Annotated in this window: 17 protein-coding genes; 6 read left to right on the top strand and 11 right to left on the bottom strand. The window is 47.5% G+C overall.

The window, feature by feature from the left end:
- Positions 1-79 precede the first annotated feature (79 nt).
- On the bottom strand, positions 80-2,227 hold the full coding sequence (locus QF049_RS06215) for an alpha-glucuronidase family glycosyl hydrolase (RefSeq protein WP_307535705.1): 2,148 nt from the start codon (positions 2,225-2,227) through the stop codon (positions 80-82).
- On the bottom strand, positions 2,224-4,413 hold the full coding sequence (locus QF049_RS06210; RefSeq protein ID WP_307535703.1) for a glycoside hydrolase family 52 protein: 2,190 nt from the start codon (positions 4,411-4,413) through the stop codon (positions 2,224-2,226). Before QF049_RS06210 ends, QF049_RS06215 begins: the two co-directional genes overlap by 4 nt.
- Positions 4,414-4,634: 221 nt before the next feature.
- Here QF049_RS06210 and QF049_RS06205 point away from each other — a divergent pair, with 221 nt between their 5' ends.
- Entirely contained in the window at positions 4,635-5,546 is a 912-nt protein-coding gene (locus QF049_RS06205) for an AraC family transcriptional regulator (RefSeq protein WP_307535701.1), read from the top strand.
- Between the two features lie 30 nt (positions 5,547-5,576).
- On the opposite strand, the gene QF049_RS06200 is transcribed toward QF049_RS06205, so the two are convergent.
- Both QF049_RS06200 and QF049_RS06195 read right to left on the bottom strand, forming a co-directional pair.
- Positions 5,577-6,965 carry an aldehyde dehydrogenase gene (locus tag QF049_RS06200; RefSeq protein WP_307535699.1) on the bottom strand — a complete coding sequence of 463 codons (1,389 nt, stop codon included), beginning with the start codon at positions 6,963-6,965 and terminating at the stop codon, positions 5,577-5,579.
- A gap of 90 nt (positions 6,966-7,055) precedes the next feature.
- On the bottom strand, positions 7,056-7,358 hold the full coding sequence (locus tag QF049_RS06195; RefSeq protein WP_307535698.1) for an ArsR/SmtB family transcription factor: 303 nt from the start codon (positions 7,356-7,358) through the stop codon (positions 7,056-7,058).
- A gap of 273 nt (positions 7,359-7,631) precedes the next feature.
- Here QF049_RS06195 and QF049_RS06190 point away from each other — a divergent pair, with 273 nt between their 5' ends.
- The 5 genes from QF049_RS06190 to QF049_RS06170 all read left to right on the top strand — a co-directional run bounded on the left by QF049_RS06190 (position 7,632) and on the right by QF049_RS06170 (position 11,708).
- The gene (locus tag QF049_RS06190; RefSeq protein ID WP_307543119.1) at positions 7,632-8,309 is read left to right on the top strand and encodes a GntR family transcriptional regulator; all 678 of its coding nucleotides are present in this window, start codon (positions 7,632-7,634) and stop codon (positions 8,307-8,309) included.
- A 40-nt stretch (positions 8,310-8,349) separates the two neighbouring features.
- On the top strand, positions 8,350-9,417 hold the full coding sequence (gene uxuA, locus QF049_RS06185; protein ID WP_307535696.1) for a mannonate dehydratase: 1,068 nt from the start codon (positions 8,350-8,352) through the stop codon (positions 9,415-9,417).
- Complete coding sequence (locus tag QF049_RS06180; RefSeq protein ID WP_124115137.1) at positions 9,414-10,277, top strand: SDR family oxidoreductase; 864 nt, start codon at positions 9,414-9,416, stop codon at positions 10,275-10,277. The genes uxuA and QF049_RS06180 overlap by 4 nt, the downstream gene beginning before the upstream one ends.
- Positions 10,278-10,581: 304 nt before the next feature.
- Positions 10,582-11,310: a DUF421 domain-containing protein gene (locus QF049_RS06175; RefSeq protein ID WP_307535691.1), complete on the top strand. Its 729-nt coding sequence runs from the start codon at positions 10,582-10,584 to the stop codon at positions 11,308-11,310.
- 26 nt (positions 11,311-11,336) lie between these two features.
- The gene (locus QF049_RS06170) at positions 11,337-11,708 is read left to right on the top strand and encodes a DUF4363 family protein (protein ID WP_307535689.1); all 372 of its coding nucleotides are present in this window, start codon (positions 11,337-11,339) and stop codon (positions 11,706-11,708) included.
- Positions 11,709-11,809: 101 nt separating this feature from the next.
- On the opposite strand, the gene QF049_RS06165 is transcribed toward QF049_RS06170, so the two are convergent.
- The 7 genes from QF049_RS06165 to QF049_RS06135 form a co-directional block, all read right to left on the bottom strand.
- Positions 11,810-12,511, bottom strand: a complete 702-nt coding sequence (locus tag QF049_RS06165; protein ID WP_307543117.1) for a M50 family metallopeptidase — start codon at positions 12,509-12,511, stop codon at positions 11,810-11,812.
- Positions 12,512-12,554: 43 nt separating this feature from the next.
- Positions 12,555-13,037 (bottom strand): hypothetical protein, encoded by a 483-nt coding sequence (locus tag QF049_RS06160; RefSeq protein ID WP_091019451.1) that lies wholly within the window; start codon positions 13,035-13,037, stop codon positions 12,555-12,557.
- A gap of 164 nt (positions 13,038-13,201) precedes the next feature.
- A complete protein-coding gene (locus tag QF049_RS06155) occupies positions 13,202-14,317 on the bottom strand; it encodes a metal ABC transporter solute-binding protein, Zn/Mn family (RefSeq protein WP_307535687.1) in 1,116 nt (371 codons plus the stop codon).
- Positions 14,304-15,197 carry a metal ABC transporter permease gene (locus tag QF049_RS06150; RefSeq protein WP_307535685.1) on the bottom strand — a complete coding sequence of 298 codons (894 nt, stop codon included), beginning with the start codon at positions 15,195-15,197 and terminating at the stop codon, positions 14,304-14,306. The genes QF049_RS06155 and QF049_RS06150 overlap by 14 nt, the downstream gene beginning before the upstream one ends.
- The gene (locus QF049_RS06145; protein WP_307535683.1) at positions 15,143-15,850 is read right to left on the bottom strand and encodes a metal ABC transporter ATP-binding protein; all 708 of its coding nucleotides are present in this window, start codon (positions 15,848-15,850) and stop codon (positions 15,143-15,145) included. The genes QF049_RS06150 and QF049_RS06145 overlap by 55 nt, the downstream gene beginning before the upstream one ends.
- 50 nt (positions 15,851-15,900) lie before the next feature.
- Positions 15,901-16,050 (bottom strand): 50S ribosomal protein L33, encoded by a 150-nt coding sequence (rpmG, locus tag QF049_RS06140; protein ID WP_036613813.1) that lies wholly within the window; start codon positions 16,048-16,050, stop codon positions 15,901-15,903.
- A 70-nt stretch (positions 16,051-16,120) separates the two neighbouring features.
- Entirely contained in the window at positions 16,121-17,320 is a 1,200-nt protein-coding gene (locus QF049_RS06135) for a GTP-binding protein (protein ID WP_307535680.1), read from the bottom strand.
- Positions 17,321-17,389 lie beyond the last annotated feature (69 nt).

The following is a 17,389-nucleotide window of genomic DNA, read 5'->3' as shown; positions in this document are numbered from 1 at the left end:
GTATCTCCTCCTCATGTATGTCCATGCTGTCTATTGTACATCAAAGCTAACAAGGTATCTTCTTTCTTCACATCACCAATCAATAGATTGTTCGACCTTGTTCATCCGCAATGCCGCTCTTGCGATAAAAGTACGTATTGATCATGTCCCGCCATTCCTTCGCATGTTCGGCCTGGTTGTCCTGTAATGAAGCAACTTTACTGAAAATGACCGGGTCGATTTTGCCCTCCAGCCCTCTCCATGTCTCGGCTAACGCCTCCGCCTGCGCAACACCTTCAAAGTGTGTATCATAAATATGCTGAATGACCGTTTTACCCGAATGCAGAACATGGGTGTACGGCACGTGATGGAAAAATAAGATCAACTCATCCGGACAGGTGTCTACGGACTCATAACGATCAGCGTTCTCAGGGTGATACTGTGAAGTGTATCCTGTACCGCTGTTCACGGTTCGATCTACACCAATGCCATGACAATCGGCAAAGTGATACGTCCCCCATTTGGAATACTCATATCCATCTACATTTGGCCCGTAATGATGTTCCGGGTTAACCATCCAACCCACACCGAGAGGCGCCGTATAATTCTCATAGATATCTAGTGAAGTCAAAAGCATGCCCGTAATCTGCCGCACAACTTCGTCTTCATGTCCAAATGTGAGTCTCACCCACTCATCGGCAATCTCTTCCGCTGACAGCTCCGGGTTCCACGCAAGTCTTCCGTATCCATATAGATTCGCCTGCGCGAGTGGATGCCCTGTCCAACAGGCATCTGCACCAATATTGGATACTGCGGCGAAGCCACTGTATGGTCTTTTATACAGAGAACCGTCCGCAATTCGCTTGATCTCTGAACCTTCGCCTTTGGCGTATGTGTCAAAGTCCAATACTTCTTTCCACTGGGGAACCAGATAACAGAGATGACGTTGTTGCCCGGTATACTCCTGTGTAATCTGAAATTCAATCACCTGATTTGTATTTTCCATGGCGCCGAACAGCGGGGATACCGCCTCTCTCACCTGAAAGTCCATCGGCCCGTTTTTGATCTGCAAAATGACATTTTCGGCAAAACGCCCGTCCAGCGGCGTAAAGTGGTCATAGGCTGCACGTGCACGGTCAGTGGAACGGTCCCGCCAGTCCTGCTTGCAGTTATAGACAAAGCAACGCCAGATGACCAATCCACCGAAAGGCCGAAGGGCTTCAGCCAGCATGTTCGCACCATCGGCATGATCACGGTTATACGTGAACGGTCCCGGACGATTCTCTGAGTCTGCCTTGATCAGGTAACCGCCAAAATCCGGAATCGCTGCGTACACCTTGGCCGTTTGCATGTTCCACCATTCCCGTACCTGCGCATCCAGCGGATCAGCCGTACGTAATCCACCAATCTCAATTGGACTCGCGTAGTTGGCGCTCAGGAACAATCGAATACCATACGCTCTGAATTCAGCGGCAACCTTCGCCACATCACTAAGATAACGTTCAGTCAGAAACAGACTCTCACGGCGGTGTACATTGACGTTATTGATCGATATAGCATTGATCCCTGTGGAAGCGAGCAAACGTGCGTAATCCCGGATGCGTCCCAAGTCCAGCGTGAATTCCCCGTTATCATAGAAAATGGATTCTCCTGCGTAACCACGCTCAATGCTGCCGTCCACGTTATCCCACTGATTAATCATCCGTAGCGCATTGGTTGGCTGCTCTGTAATGAAGCTCCACCTATTCACAGCGCCATCCGCCTCATGTGCACTTCCTTGATCCATTGTCAGCTCTCGAAGCAGATGGAATGCACCATACAGCACACCTTGGGGAGTCTCTGATCCAATGACCAGTACACCCTCGGTCTCGGTCTCACGAATGATGTATCCTTCTCCTTGAACAGTTGAACGCTCTGTCTCGCTGAACAACCCAGCCACGGAATCGCTCCCTGTCCAAGTGCCGATTCGTATTGCGGGAGCGGAAGCATGACTGTCCCGTTCACTTTCCTGAGCATCAGACAGATGACTGACCGACGGTTTCACGCCATATAACCTCTCCAGTCCCCGTGAAAGTTCGGTCAGCGCTGTTGTGATTACTCCATGGTTCTCTTCAGCCAGTATCAGTTTGCTCCATGCAGGAGCCGTATTTTGGGCAAGGCCATTCGCTTTAGGCAATTCGGAGTGATACCCCAGCCACGCATCATACTGTGGACCTGACAAGGCAGATTGAACGACGGATTGGTTCATTGTACCGCCTCCTTAGTAGCATAGATCTGGGCAAGGCGATTCCCTTTTCCTTCGAGTAGCCATAGAATCGACGTTACACCACGCGGATAGTACTTGCTGCCAACCGCTACACCAGACAGGATCTGGTCACTCCAGCACCAGTACGATTCCTCTGGATGCAGCAGCCAGTTGACATGAGCCGCGTCTGCAGCTTTGCCTGTCTCATTCCATTCCACACCCAGCAGCTCTCTAGCGATAAACTGGGACAGGTAGATTTTGCTCAACCACGAGTTATTGCTAGTTGAGGACAGTTTCCAGCCTCCATCTTCAAACAGACATGTTCCCGGTACAAGAACCGTCTTCAGATGAGTTTGGAGTGCTTTCAGATAAGGTCCAAAGCGACCATTGACATCCAGTGCTGCTTCACAGCCTGTAAAGTACGGGAACACCAAACCTTCAATCGCCGGAATGATTCGAGAATCATTATTTTCTGCAATAACAGCTGGAATGTAGCCGCCATCAGTCAACTGTGCAGCAATACTGGCAGCGCAGCGATCCGCTTGAAGCCCTGCTTGATGGGACAGATCCGCCAACTTCTCAGTTGCAAAAAGCTTCTCCAATGCAACATAAACCGCCCAACATTTACCCGCCAGATAGATATTATTGCGAGACTGTCCAAGTGACACATCCAGGCTGTCGTAGGTTGTAATCTCCGCTCCACCTTGGGTACGGCTGCTATCCAGACCCATCAGACCGTTACGCTGCTCTGCGTCGGGATGATCACGATTAAGCATGCTTTCGAAGCAATCCTGGATAACAGGCAACATGTTTTTCACAAAAGCCTGATCCTGTGTCTGTTCAATGTATACGGTCGCGCAGCAGAGCCAGTTCACCAGCTCCTCGTGGCTCATCTGTGAGAAACAGTCGTCAATGCCAACCAGCTCATATGCCGAATGTCCCGGGCGTGAGAACACATTGGCAACACCAATATCATGGGTAAAGGTAATTCCGCCCGGATATAACTTCTCTTCCCCCGGGAAACGAACCTGATCCGTATAACTGTATCGTTTCACAAACCACTCCAGCTCATTACGCACCGTCCATGGATTCAAGGCAAGCTCGAAGTACAACTGATCAGCCGTTAGATCAAGTGTGTTCATCATCCGATACTCCCCTTCGTTCACCACCCATAGTGGCTCACCATCGGCATCCAGCAGTTGAGTACTGGCATAATAGCTGTGAATGGAATGAGCAAGCATGAATGATTGATCTTCGGTCAAAGCAGCCGATCCGAGGCGCTGTTCAACCTCTCCACAGGATGCGGTCAACTCACTGAAGCGTTGTAGTGCATACTCTCCTGCTGCCTGAATATCGGAGAAGTACCGCGTATACCAATACGTTGTGTCCATGCCGGTCGTCACAATGCCCCCGCGATAGAAACATACTGCAAATTGATACGTACGTTTCTCTCCAGCCGGCACCTCCATAAGTAGTGCAGCGGTTGAGCCAAGTCCAAATGCCAGATTCTCCCGATGTTTCTCCTGCAACAGTTTCTCCAGCGTAAATCCGCGTGCGGGCCACAGTCCGTCATCTGCCGACATAATTGCTGTAAGTCGACCTTGTCCCACACCTGTGATGGAGCCACCTTCCGGTCCCCCAATCAGACGCATCGCAGAGTACGGATCATTGCCCTGATAGCCAAAGTAGGCTTTGCGGGGTTGTGGAACTTTCGTATTGTCAATCGTCATCTCAACCAATACGGCAGGTACGAGTGCATCCATTAATTCTTCACGATCCCCATTCGTTGGATCAGGTACTGGACGTACAGGCGAGTAGATACGGAACGTCAGATCTCCAGCAGTCCACGTATCCGTACCTGAGGTGAATTCACGGGTAATCTCTTCATCGCGAAAAGCCGTAATAAGAGGTTGTGGAACTTTGGTCCCGTTTGTCGACGCCGGGTCCCCATTCTCCAACTTCTCTACATCATAGCGGCTGCTCTCATCCTCAGAAGCTTCATAAAAAGGAAGCGCCTGATAATTGTCGCCATCGCGAGATTGTAATCCAATATATACATTCTGGTCAGCCGGCTTGCCGAGTTCAAGACCCAGCCCGCCTTTGGCTCCTTTATAACCCAGTGTAAAACTCGCAAAAGCACCAATCGGTGCGTGATGTGCATTATAAAAGATGGATTTCGATGTGCTCACGAATCATAACCCCTCTCAAAATAGTTTGCATACGTTTTCATTAGCCCCATCCTAACACGTGGTTCCACCTCAGACCATGATCAAATCAATCGGATATTTACCCAAATCAAGCTGATAGACTATAATGGATTAAAGCGGTTACAAAAAATCATTCCATTTGAGATAAGCGCATGTTCAAAATCTTATTTTTTGAACAACCTCTAAATAAAGGGGGATCTTCCATGTCTTCAACGTATTTACCTCCTACTTTGGGAGAAAGTGTCCATGAAGTTTTTTATCCAGATGTGCAAACAACAGTCAATCTGTTCGCCATTCATTTACGAAGTGTTGGTCTTGACTGGGATTATCCGGCGCATGAGCACCCTCAATATGAACTGAATTATGTTACCGAAGGCGAGCAACGCATGATGGTGAACGGTACCCTATATATTCAAAAGGCTGGCGAGCTGCTCCTGATTCCCCCGGGGAGCATTCATTCCAGCCAGAGCCATAACGGCAAGGGATTCACGTATTTTTGTATGCACTTTGACATTGATGATCAGTTGTTCTTATCACTGCTGGCGCGTATCAAACAAGTGCGATTCAGTGCAGACAGTCCGGTTACACAGCAGATCGAGCCTGTTTTGCGCAAATTGATGTCATCTGCGGATGATGAAACAGCAAATACGATGGTACAGCGTATGCAGTTGCAATCTGCGGTATTTGAACTATTTGGCCATCTGTGGGAGGCCGTCTCGCAAGAGGCAGCGCAATGGTTTACCGACGGACACGAGAAGATCGAACTCGCCCACCAGATTCGTAATCGGTTGCAAGGCCTGATGAGTCAGCAATTCAAACAGGGTCACGAGTCCCACGGTCACTATGGCATTGATGATATTGCAGCAGAGCTGGGCATCAGTTCTTCTCACTGTAATCGCGTGTTTAAGCAGGTGTTTGGTCAGTCTCCACGTACTGTATTGTCCCAGTTGGTTTTGCATGAAGCGAAGCTTCTTCTGGGCAATCCGAAGCTGTCCGTTCAAAATATTGCCGTCATGCTTGGTTATAAGGATATTGCCCATTTCAGTCGTCAATTCAAACGCTGGTCCGGCATGTCACCATCCCGTTATCGACAGGAACAGCCTGCTCTGGAATGAAGTCCAGTAGCAGGCTTTCGTCTTTCTTATTTATTTCAACAAACGTTTAATCAGCTTCAGCTTGTTATCATACGGTGGATATAGAATTGGCAGATTCAATTTGGTGCTTTTTTTCAGTACACTTTTGAGGTGGGAGAAGGTTTCGAAGCTGTACTGCCCATGATACGAGCCAACACCAGAATGACCAACTCCGCCAAACGGCAGACGTGGATTCGCTACATGCGTGATGGTATCGTTGATGCAGCCGCCTCCAAAAGAAACTTCGCGCAGCACTTTATCCTGAACCCGGGTGTCGGAAGTAAACAGATACAATGCGAGTGGTTTCGGCCGCTTTACGATTTCTACAATGGCTTCATCGAGGTTACGGTAGCTGATGATCGGCAGAATCGGTCCAAAAATCTCATCTTCCATCGTCGCTGCATCCCAGGATTCTGCATCAATCAGCGTCGGTTCTATAAAGCGATCTTCCTCATCCGAAGCTCCCCCATATATTACTTTGGCCTGATCCCGCTCAATCAAAGTCGTCAGACGTTTAAAATGTCCCTTGTTCACGATTCGCCCATAGTCCTTGTTGTGCTGGATATCCGAACCAAAGAAGGACACAATCGCTGCCTTCATCTCCGTAATTAACGGTTCCTTCACGCGCTCATGCACAAGTAAATAATCGGGTGCAATACAGGTCTGTCCTGTATTGAGCAGTTTGCCCCATATAATGCGCTCAGCTGCTACTTTGATATCCGCCTGTTCATCCACGATGACCGGGCTCTTACCACCCAGTTCCAATGTGACGGGAACCAGATTTTTCGCAGCTGCCTCCATCACAATCTTGCCTACCGGTACACTGCCTGTAAAAAAGATATAGTCGAATGGCGCGTTAATCAGCGCTGTCGTTGTATCTTTTGCACCATCAAGCACTTGTACGTATGCCGGTTCGAACACGCTCGCAATCATTTCACGTACAACAGCGGACACCGCAGGTGTATTCTCTGACGCTTTGAGCACGGCTGTGTTACCTGCTGCAATAGCACCTACCAATGGTTCGATTAAGAGTTGAAAAGGATAATTAAACGGTCCGATAATCAGAACCGCCCCGTAGGGTTCGGCTATGATATAACTTTTCGAACCCAGGAGCGCCATTTGCGTTTTCACTTTCACGGGTTTCACCCATTTACTCACTTTACGAATGGTGTGTGTGATGCTATCCATCATAAATCCGATCTCGGTTGTGTAGGATTCGAACTCACTTTTGCCCAAATCCCGATAGAGAGCTTCTGTCAGTCTGGATTCGTACTTTTGAATGGCCTGCTTCAGTTGGGTCAGACGGGCAATTCGAGCTTCTGCCGATCTTGTGGCCCCGGAACGAAAGAACTGTCGTTGCTGCTCCAAAATCTGTTCAACTTCCTGTATAGTCGTTGTCATATATACATACTCCTCTACTTATTATTGATCAAGCGTTTAAACTTACGAACCTATAAGACACATGCAAAAGCATGTTTTATCACTATTAATCTACAGACACTCTTCTTCCAAAGCAGTTACCAGTTCCTTCAGCAGTTCCACAGATGCATTCAATGAAGCCGAATAATAACGCTGTGTGCCCTTCTGTTCCACAGATATAAGCCCTTTCTCTAACAACAGCTTGAGATGATGAGATATGGCTGGCCGGGATAGGCTGGATTGTTCGGTAATTTCATTCACCGTCATTCTGCCCTTCTCGGTAAGTGTCAGCAAAATGGATTGACGATGGTTGTCACTTAACACCTGAAATAACGGAATACAGGTTTGAAAAACGCTAATTGCTTTTTGTCCCATAGTTTCACCTCTATACTACTTCTTCTTCATTATTTCTACGTATATTTTCTCTGTTTGATGTCTGTTAGTTTAAACATTCGAACCTAATAAACTGAATTCTACTCTCCATTACCTTGAACTGCAAGTGAATCATCAACTAAATTTAACATAATGCCGATAAAGCGCTTCCATACTACCATACAAGTATGGTAGTATGTCATTGAAGGAGTTGAAGTTGTGGAATATACCCCAAAGTTATCATCCAAAGCCGGTTTGTTGCCTGTTGCGAGCAATATGTCTTTCATGAATAATAAGCAATCTTACTCAACGCGAGATGTCGTTTACTTCACGCTGAAACAACTCATTTTGAGTCTGAAAATGCCTCCGGGAACAGCTATTTCTGAGAAGGAAATTTCGCTGGAGTTCCAGGTCAGCCGGACACCTGTTCGAGAAAGTTTTGTAAGGCTTGCTCAGGAAGGTCTGCTGGAAGTGTATCCACAGCGTGGCACATACGTCTCTCTGATTCAGGTCGATCTCGTTGAGGAAGCACGATTCATGCGTGAACAGCTCGAACGAGCCGTAATCAGGCTCGCCTGCGAGAACTTTCCGAACGAACAGATGATGGCACTTGAACAGAACCTTGCGTGGCAACAGGAATGCAGGGTCAAACCGGATGATGAACGAATGTTCCAATTGGATGAGGAATTCCATAGCACTCTTTTTGCAGGCTGCAACAAAAGCAACACTTGGACTGTTATCCAGCAGATGAATGTACATTTGAATCGAAGTCGCATGTTACGCCTGTCCTCGGACCACCAGTGGGATCACCTGATTGAACAGCACCGGTCTATGGTCAAGGCCATTCAGCAGCATGATGCCGACACAGCAGAGCGACTGATGCAGGAACACTTGCATTTAACTGTCACCGATTTGGCTGTCCTGCAGGATACATATCCGTCCTATTTTCAATGACTGAATTTTTCTTCCTACTATTCATGATGAGGTGAACGTGATGAAAATGGTTTTTCGCTGGTTCGGCGAAGGCAATGATACGGTAACGCTGGATCATATCCGGCAGATTCCGGGTGTTGAAGGTATTGTGTGGGCACTGCACGATGTTCCTGCTGGCGAGGAATGGCCAATGGACAAAATACTCGCTGTCAAAACAGCAGCGGACAAGGCCGGGTTACATCTGGATGTCGTTGAGAGTGTGAACATCCATGAGGATATCAAGTTGGGCCTGCCATCAAGGGATAAATACATTGCGAAATATATTAAAACAATGGAGAAACTGGCTCAAGTTGGTGTGAAGGTCATCTGTTACAACTTTATGCCGATCTTCGACTGGCTTCGCACGGATATGCACAAGGAAATGGAGGATGGCTCAACTGCCCTCTTCTATGAGCACAGTAAACTCGCAGATATAGAACCTCTAGAACTCGTTCGACGCATTACCGAAAACTCCGCACTCACCATGCCAGGTTGGGAACCGGAACGATTGCAGTATTTAACAGGTCTGTTCGAAGCCTACAAGGATGTAACCGAGGATCATATGTGGGAGCACGCACGTTATTTCCTGCAAGAGATTATGCCTACAGCCGAACGGCTGGGGATTCGAATGGCCATCCATCCGGATGACCCGCCATGGCCAATTTTTGGATTACCAAAGATTATTACAAGTCAGGAGAATGTTCGCAAATATTTGAATCTTTATGATAGCCCTTACAACAGCGTGACACTATGCAGTGGCTCTTTGGGAGCGAATGCTGATAATGACATTATCGGGATGATACACGAGTTCAAGGATCGGATTCCATTTGCCCACATTCGTAATGTCAAAATCTACGATAATGGCGACTTTATCGAAACCTCACATCGCAGTCAGGATGGCAGTGTTGATATTGCGGGGGTTGTTGAGGCTTATCACGATATCGGTTATGAAGGTTATGCAAGACCCGACCACGGTCGTCATCTCTGGGGAGAACAGTGCCGACCTGGTTATGGACTCTATGACCGGGCTTTGGGGATCATGTATCTCTGGGGTGTCTGGGATTCCCTGCAAAGGAGGGCAAAAGCATGAGTGAACACCAATATGAACGCTCATCTCGTCTCAATGGCAGAACGGCTGTAATCACTGGAGGTGCCGGAGTGCTATGCCGCTCCATGGCGGAAGAACTCGCTCGGCACGGTGCAAGTGTAGCCATCTTGAACCGTACTGTGTCCAAGGGGCAGGAAGTTGTAGCTGCGATTGAAGCTGCCGGTGGCAGAGCGATTGCTATTGCCTGTGACGTAACCCAGGCCGATAGTGTGCAAGCGGCGGCAGATGCTGTGCTGGAACAGCTTGGGCCATGCGACATTCTTATCAATGGCGCGGGTGGCAATAACGCCAGTGCCAACACCACGAATGAAATTTTCAGATTGGAAGATCTGGAAAAGAGCGATGTCACTACATTTTTCGATGTAAGTGTAGAGGGATTTCGTCAGGTGATGGATCTGAATTTTGTCGGTTCTCTCATCCCCACTCAGATCTTTGCAAAACATATGATAGAGCGCGATGTTCCCGCTACTGTCATAAACATTTCTTCCATGAGCGCCCCATCGCCCATGACGAAAGTTCCAGCGTACAGCGCTGCGAAGGCAGCCATTAACAACTTCACGCAGTGGCTCGCCGTTCATCTGGCCGAATCGGGTATTCGTGTCAATGCTATTGCACCCGGGTTCTTCCTGACTGAGCAAAACCGTAATCTATTACTGCAACCAGACGGCTCACCAACGGAACGTTCCAGTAAAATTATTGCTCATACACCCATGCGCCGCTTTGGCAAACCGGAAGACCTGCTTGGCACGTTGATGTGGCTTGCGGATGAAAGACAATCCGGCTTTGTCACTGGCACAGTCATTCCGGTAGATGGCGGATTTATGGCGTATTCCGGTGTTTAACGATGTCTTACACAGACACTCCGATAAAAGAACAACCTTCCAATCGCTGTTATCCCCAGATTTTATCGATTCACTTTTCAGAAGGAGAAATCCGGGGATAAAGGCGAGCGCTTCGCTTTTTCAGGTTTTTTCTTTCCTCTCCGTTACGTGTAAATGAATCAGTTCAACTAATATAGGTAGTTATTGAAACCGAAGCCTGGGATACATACCCAGGTTTCGGTTTTTTGCGTTCAAGCATAAGATCCTCCAGCATAGGAAAAGCTTGTAACAGAGCTATGGTGAAATAAAGGAAGGTGATACATACATGATGGAAGAAACATGGGTTGTTGCCGTACGGTCTATTATTGCCTTTCTGACCCTGATCATCTATACAAGGGTGCTAGGCAAGCAGCAGATGGGTAACTTGACGTATTTTGATTACATTAACGGCATTACAATTGGTTCCATTGCGGGTACGTTTGCAACCGATCTCTCGTCCAAGGCATGGATTCATTTTGTCGCCTTGACCATTTTCACACTGATCACGATCATTTTTCAGTTCATTACGATGAAAAGTCGCACCCTCTCCAAATTGATGGATTCCGATCCTACCCTAGTGATTCAGAACGGCAAAATTTTGGAACAGAATCTGCATAAAATGCGTGTGAAATTTGACGAACTGACCGTCATGTTGCGGCAAAAGGATGTATTTGATATCACTACACTCGACTATGCAATCATGGAGCCCGATGGCAGTCTCTCCGTTGTGTTAAAACCTGAGCATCAGCCTGTTACCGCCAAAGATATGCATATGCATCCCCCGAAAAGCAAGCTGATGACCGAACTGATCATTGATGGTGTTCTGATCAAACAGAACCTTTATGAGAGACATAAGGATATCCAGTGGCTTACCGAACAACTGAAAAAGAAAAAAGTGACGATTCAGGACATTGCATTTGCTGCCATTCTACCCAATGACAAATTGTACATTGATCTCTTCGATGATCGTTTTAACGAAAAAGTGGATATGGGTGACTATGAAGGACCATTCTAAATGTTCACATTGCGGGAGGTGGTTGAATGAAAACACGTTTCTGGTTGCTATATGTACTTCCGATCTTCCTCATTCTTGTGTTCGTTGCAATTATGGCTAGCGGATCTTTTCTCAAAAAGCCCTTTGGCACCGATGATCGCTTGCTTGAATCTATACAAACATTAGAGAAACAGGTTGAGGGTAAAAAATGGACTGAAGCCAAGTCTCAAGTCGATTACGCAATGCAGGCCTGGGAAAAAATCGTCGACCGCATTCAGTTCAGTGTGGAGCGTGAAACAATATATGATATTCTGGGCACCCTTGCTCGGATCAAGGGCGGCGTTGCGGCAGAGGATGATAAGGCGATTATGGAAGAGATTTATTACTTTTATGTGTTATGGGATAATCTTGGAGATTAGGTTCAATATCTTTAATATCAGATGTAAGTCCATAAACAAAAGGCACTATCCTTTTATGAAGAAAGGAAGTGCCTTCTTTGCTTTTATATAACTTATATCCGTTACGCTCTTCGTAATCCCCGAGACCGTGTCGATCGCGAAGTGCCTTCTTTGCGGAAAAAGAGACCGAGTGCTCCCTTGGCACACCACAGTGCAAACAAAGCGAACAACGTGCCCCAGAATAGCGCCGGAAGGAATGTCTGCTGAGCGAGATTCGCTGCATCCCCTGCCCGTGAAGGTTGAGTCCAGGACATCAGTCCAACGTATACAGCACTAACAACCGACTCTTCCAGCGTAAGAAACGCCAGTAACAGATAATAGAACTTCACGATCTTGGCGCCAAAAATCATAATGACAACGTTCAGTACGATGAACCCGGTCAGCCATAACATGCCGAACTCCCCTCTTACATATAACAGGAGTGACACCAGAGCGACAGCCGTCATAATACCGAGTCCCCACATGTGCAAGCCTTTGCGGTATAAGTAAAACAACAGTAAGGCGAACAGTGATGCACTGATATATCCCGCCAGAGAAACCAGGATCGATCTGCCTGGCGTCAGCATGGAAGAGTAAGTTACACCACTATGATCAGCGTATAATTCAATGCGCAGCACTTTACCGGACAATACTAGTGTCATTAGTGCATGACCGAATTCGTGAATCATCGTATCCAGGTTACGGAACAAGGACGAAAATGGGATGAATCGTGTAAGAAAGACGGAGCCTAGTAGAAAAAGTATCGTTTTGACCCACTTATTCAATCGTGCCATACCTCCTTCACCTTCAAATAAACAAGCCTATCCTTTATACTACGCTTTTTTCACTCGATTCGTTTCGGCTTCCAAACTGTAGGGCACAGTGCTCCATCCACCAGCAGAAGCTCCGATTGTGTCCAATGAAAAAAGAAGACAGATCATAGCGGCCCTTTTCGGCCTCTAGCGTAACGAGCAGTCGATTCCGCATCCGACGGAGAGCATAGTGTACGAATTGATCTGCAACCTCACTTTGTATCAGGGTAACATAAGCATAAAGGGAATGATCGACAGGTTCATCAAGCGGGCTCACCCCTGCACATGAAAATTCCGTCCTCACGCCCGCACTCTGAAGTATGGACAATGCCTTCACGAGTTCGGCATCAACTTCAACACCGTTCCAAATCTCTATTTTCTTCGCGGATACTGTATGTTTGTCACGTTCCGTCCAGTGCATCAGCTCCAGCTTCCGCCGTCTCCACAGATGGGCAGGCTGTTCACTTAACAGCACTTCATGTTCCTCATTTAAATTCATGCAATGCGTCCTCCTGTTCTCCTCGATCCGGTCACCTTATTCAACAAAGAGAGAGCACATCCCTGTGCTCTCTGCTTTGCAAAAAGGCAAGGAATGGCGATCCATTCCTCAGCATGTTGTATTATTGTACCTTTTTCGGTGATAGGCATCAAATCGATCTTTTATTATTCGTTCAGCGCCAGTTTCAGAGCCTCCAAATTTTGTCTCATCACGCTGATGTAGTCCATTCCCTCCGCTATCTCTTCCTCGGTAAGTCCCTCAATCGGGTTCAATACAGCCGTTTTGGCTCCCACTTCACTCGCGATCGTCTCAGACACTTTGGATGAAACCAGTGTTTCGAAGAAAATGGTCTTCACCTGATGCTCTTTTGCAAAATCAATGACAGATGCCATCTGCGCTGCTGAAGGTTCTTGCTCAGGAGACAACCCTGCGATGGGCACCTGTTGCAATCCATATTCCTTGGCAAGGTAGCCAAATGCAGCGTGTTGTGTGATGAAATCCTTGCGTTTGCTATCCGTCACAGCCGCCTTGAAGTCCTGATCCAGTGACTCCAGTTGAGCAATGTAAGCATCTGCATTCTGCTTGAACTGTTCAGCATGTTCCGGGGAAGCCTGCGCCAGTCCTGCTTCAATATTGCGCACTTCTTTTACAGCCAATGCAGGTGACAGCCATACGTGGGGATCAAGTCCACCGTGATCGTGATCATGTCCTTCTTCTGCCTCGGCGTCATGATCGTGGTCGTGTTCTTCAGCAGTTGCTTCATCTGCATGATCGTGGTCGTGTTGTTCTGTAGTCGCTTCATTCGCATGGTCATGATCGTGGTCATGTTCTGTTGCCTCTGAATCTTCATGATGGTGATCATGCTCTCCACCTTCAAGCAGGTTGATGCCCTTGCTTGCTTCCACCTGAATGAGCGAAGCGTTGCTTAGACTTCCGGTGACCTGATCCATCCATGATTCCATACCCGCACCGTTGTATACAAGCAAATCCGCTTTTTCAATGCTGGCAATATCTTGTGGTGTGGGCTCCCAATCATGAGGCTCCATTCCTGCTGGAACGAGGGTATGCACCTCTGCCAGATCACCTGCCACATTTTTGGTGAACTCGTACATCGGGTAGAAGCTGACCTGCACGTTTAATTTTGCGGTTTCCGTCTCGACTGGAACGGAAGTGCCTGTCGAAGCTGTATTTGCATCAGAAGCGGATTTTTGTCCGCAGCCTGCGACGATAAGTGTAAGACTAAACAACAATCCGAGCGTAGCTTTTTTACTGAATTTCATGTGGTGTATTCCTCCTAGAATGGTTGACCAGAATGACGTGCTGTGATTTCGTTTGTTTTCGGTGACGCTTGCGGTTATATCGTGCAATCAGCTTTTGCGCTGATATTCCAGTCAATAGGATGACCAACAGGATGAGTGCAATTGTTCCTCCCGGTGGTGTATTTAGATGGTAAGATGTTGTGAGCCCGCTAAAAATACCGATTAATCCTGTAATTACCGCGACAATAATCGCTGCTGTAAAACTGCGAGACACTCTCAGTGCCAAGGCAGCAGGTAATACAATGAGAGCAGACACCAGCAACACACCGACAATCGGCATCGCTGAAGCTACAGTCATTCCTGTCAGAATGGCAAATGCAAACGATAAACCTCTCACTTGAACGCCTCCAATGGAAGCTGTCTCTTCATCAAACGTAAAGCTATAGAGCGGTCTTCGGAGTATGATGAAAAAAAGCAAACCCGTGACACATACACCTGCCATCAACCACAACTGCATATCGCTAACCGCGACAATTGATCCAAATAAGTATGAGCTGAATGTTTTGGACAGATTCGTTTTCAGACTCATCAATACCACCGCAAGGGCTAGCCCCGAGGTCATAATGATTGCAACAGGAACCTCGCTATAGGTTCGGTAACTTCGACGCAGTTGTTCAACCAGTAATGCACCGATAATGGCAATGGCGAATCCGCAGATGACCGGGTTAAGATTCATGACCGAACCTAGCGCCACCCCTGCGAGTGAGACATGGGATAACGTGTCTGCCATAAGGACTTGCCTTCTGAGCATCAGATAGACACCCAGAATCGGAGCTATGACCCCAATCAGTCCACCTGCCCAGAAGGCACGTTGCATGAATTCGTACTCAAACACTGCCATTCCTCACTTTCTTGCCGCTCCAGGGTAATGGTGCGGTCCAATCGATCTCCCATTTCTTCCAGCCCGTGAGTAACCATAATAATCGTTAATCCATGAACATCCGCATAATGGCGCATCAGATCGTAGAAGCCCTCTCGGCTGCGTCGGTCCATTCCCGTTGTCGGCTCATCCAGTACCAGAACCTGCGGTTGCCCAGCCATGGCTCTGGCAATACAGATCCGCTGTTTCTGTCCACCGGACAGCTCACCAACACGTGTTTTCCGATATTCCCACATGCCGACCTCACGCAAACTGCGTTCAACGATGGCATCCTGCTCCAATGTAAATCTGCGGAATAGTCCTAGTCTGGTATAACATCCCGATCGTACCAGCTCATTCACCGTGCTGGGAAATCCACTATTAAACGATGCCACCTGCTGAGGCACATAACCGATATTGGACTTGTTCCCACGTTTCAACTGCGGACTCATATGTATCGTGCCGCTCCAGGGCTTCAATAGCCCCAGCAGCAGCTTTAACAGGGTTGTTTTGGCAGAACCATTGGGACCTGTGATGCCTATGAACTCTCCCACATGGATATCCAGCGACAGTTGATCAATGACCGGCTCTTTGCCATATCCAAATACAACATCACGCATGGAGGATAGTATCATGCCTTTCCCTCTTTTCGTAAGTATTACGATTTAAAAACAACAAAAAAATTTTATCTGGTTTCCCGGTGGATCGTCATTTTCTTCAAACGTGGGGAATACTTCTTCATCTCAAGTCTCTCTGGATGGTTACGTTTGTTCTTGGTTGTTGTATAGTTACGGTCCCCGCACTCGGTGCAGGCTAAAGTTACAATGACTCTCATGGTTGTTGCCTCCTCTTATTTAATCGTAATTATTACTATTTAATGATATTAGCCTATGCTTTTTCGTTTGTCAACTCCACGCTGGAAAAGGATCTTTCAGTTCACGCCAGTTCATCCCCATTTCCTCCTCCGTAAGAAGGGTCTCATCCAATGTACGTTCAATCTCTACCCGATCCATATCAATGCCGATAAATACTAATTTGGTTACCCGGTCACCCCACTTATCATCCCAGTCTGGTATGCTTGGCAGCGTGTCGCCAAAATGAAGTTGCCTTTCCTCCTCACTCATCGCACCTACCCATATTCCTGCTGGCGCAAGCTGCTTCGATGTGCCTGCATGACTGAAAGAGATCGCCATATGGTTCCTTGTTGCCAGCCACATCAGGCCTTTGGATCGCACGATATTATCTGGCCATTTCGCAATCCAACGCAGCAATCGTTCCGGGTGGAATGGACGTTTACGATGATAGACAAATGAATGAATTCCATATTCTTCAGTCTCCGGGGTATGTTCCTCTTTCATTAATTCGCGGATCCAACCCGCGGACTGGCTTGCTTTTTCGAAATCAAAACGTCCCGTATTCATTATCTCTCTCGGATCAATCTGCCCATGTGTCGTGCGAATGAGCTTGGCCTCCGGTTGCATGGCGTGTAACGCCTTCTCAAGCTTCGTCAGTTCTTCTTCTGACACCAGATCACATTTGTTCAGAATCAGCACATCACAGAATTCCACCTGATCCGTCAGCAGATGAACGATTCCGCGAACATCGTCTTCCCCCGCTTGCTGTCCACGGTCCTTCAATGTTTCTTTGGAATAAAAATCACGCCAGAACTGGGCAGCATCAACAACCGTAACCATAGTGTCCAGACGAGTGAATTTCGTCAAATCAATGCCAAGTTCCTCGTCGATATACGTAAACGTCTGCGCGACAGGTACCGGTTCACCAATCCCAGTGGATTCGATCAATATGTAGTCAAAAGAACCATCAAGCGCCAGCCGCTCAACTTCTTTCAGCAGATCCTCCCGCAATGTGCAGCAGATGCAACCATTGGACATCTCTACAAGCTTCTCATCAATGCGCGATAACCCTCCACCATCTCGTATTAAACCTGCATCGATGTTAACCTCACTGAGATCATTGACGATAACAGCAACCCGCATCCCCTCGCGGTTATGAAGCACATGATTGAGAAGTGTCGTTTTGCCTGCACCCAAATATCCACTAAGTACGGTTACTGGAACCCGCTGTTGAACCTGTTGATCTGACATTTCTGCTTCCTCCACTCTGTTTAAGTCGTGACTTTAATCGTAATTATTACTATTAAGGCTGATCAATCC

The organism is Paenibacillus sp. W4I10, assembly GCF_030816325.1.
Taxonomy (GTDB): domain Bacteria; phylum Bacillota; class Bacilli; order Paenibacillales; family Paenibacillaceae; genus Paenibacillus; species Paenibacillus amylolyticus_B.
Note: the sequence above shows the minus strand (reverse complement) of the source record. Positions and strands in the feature narration are given on the sequence as shown.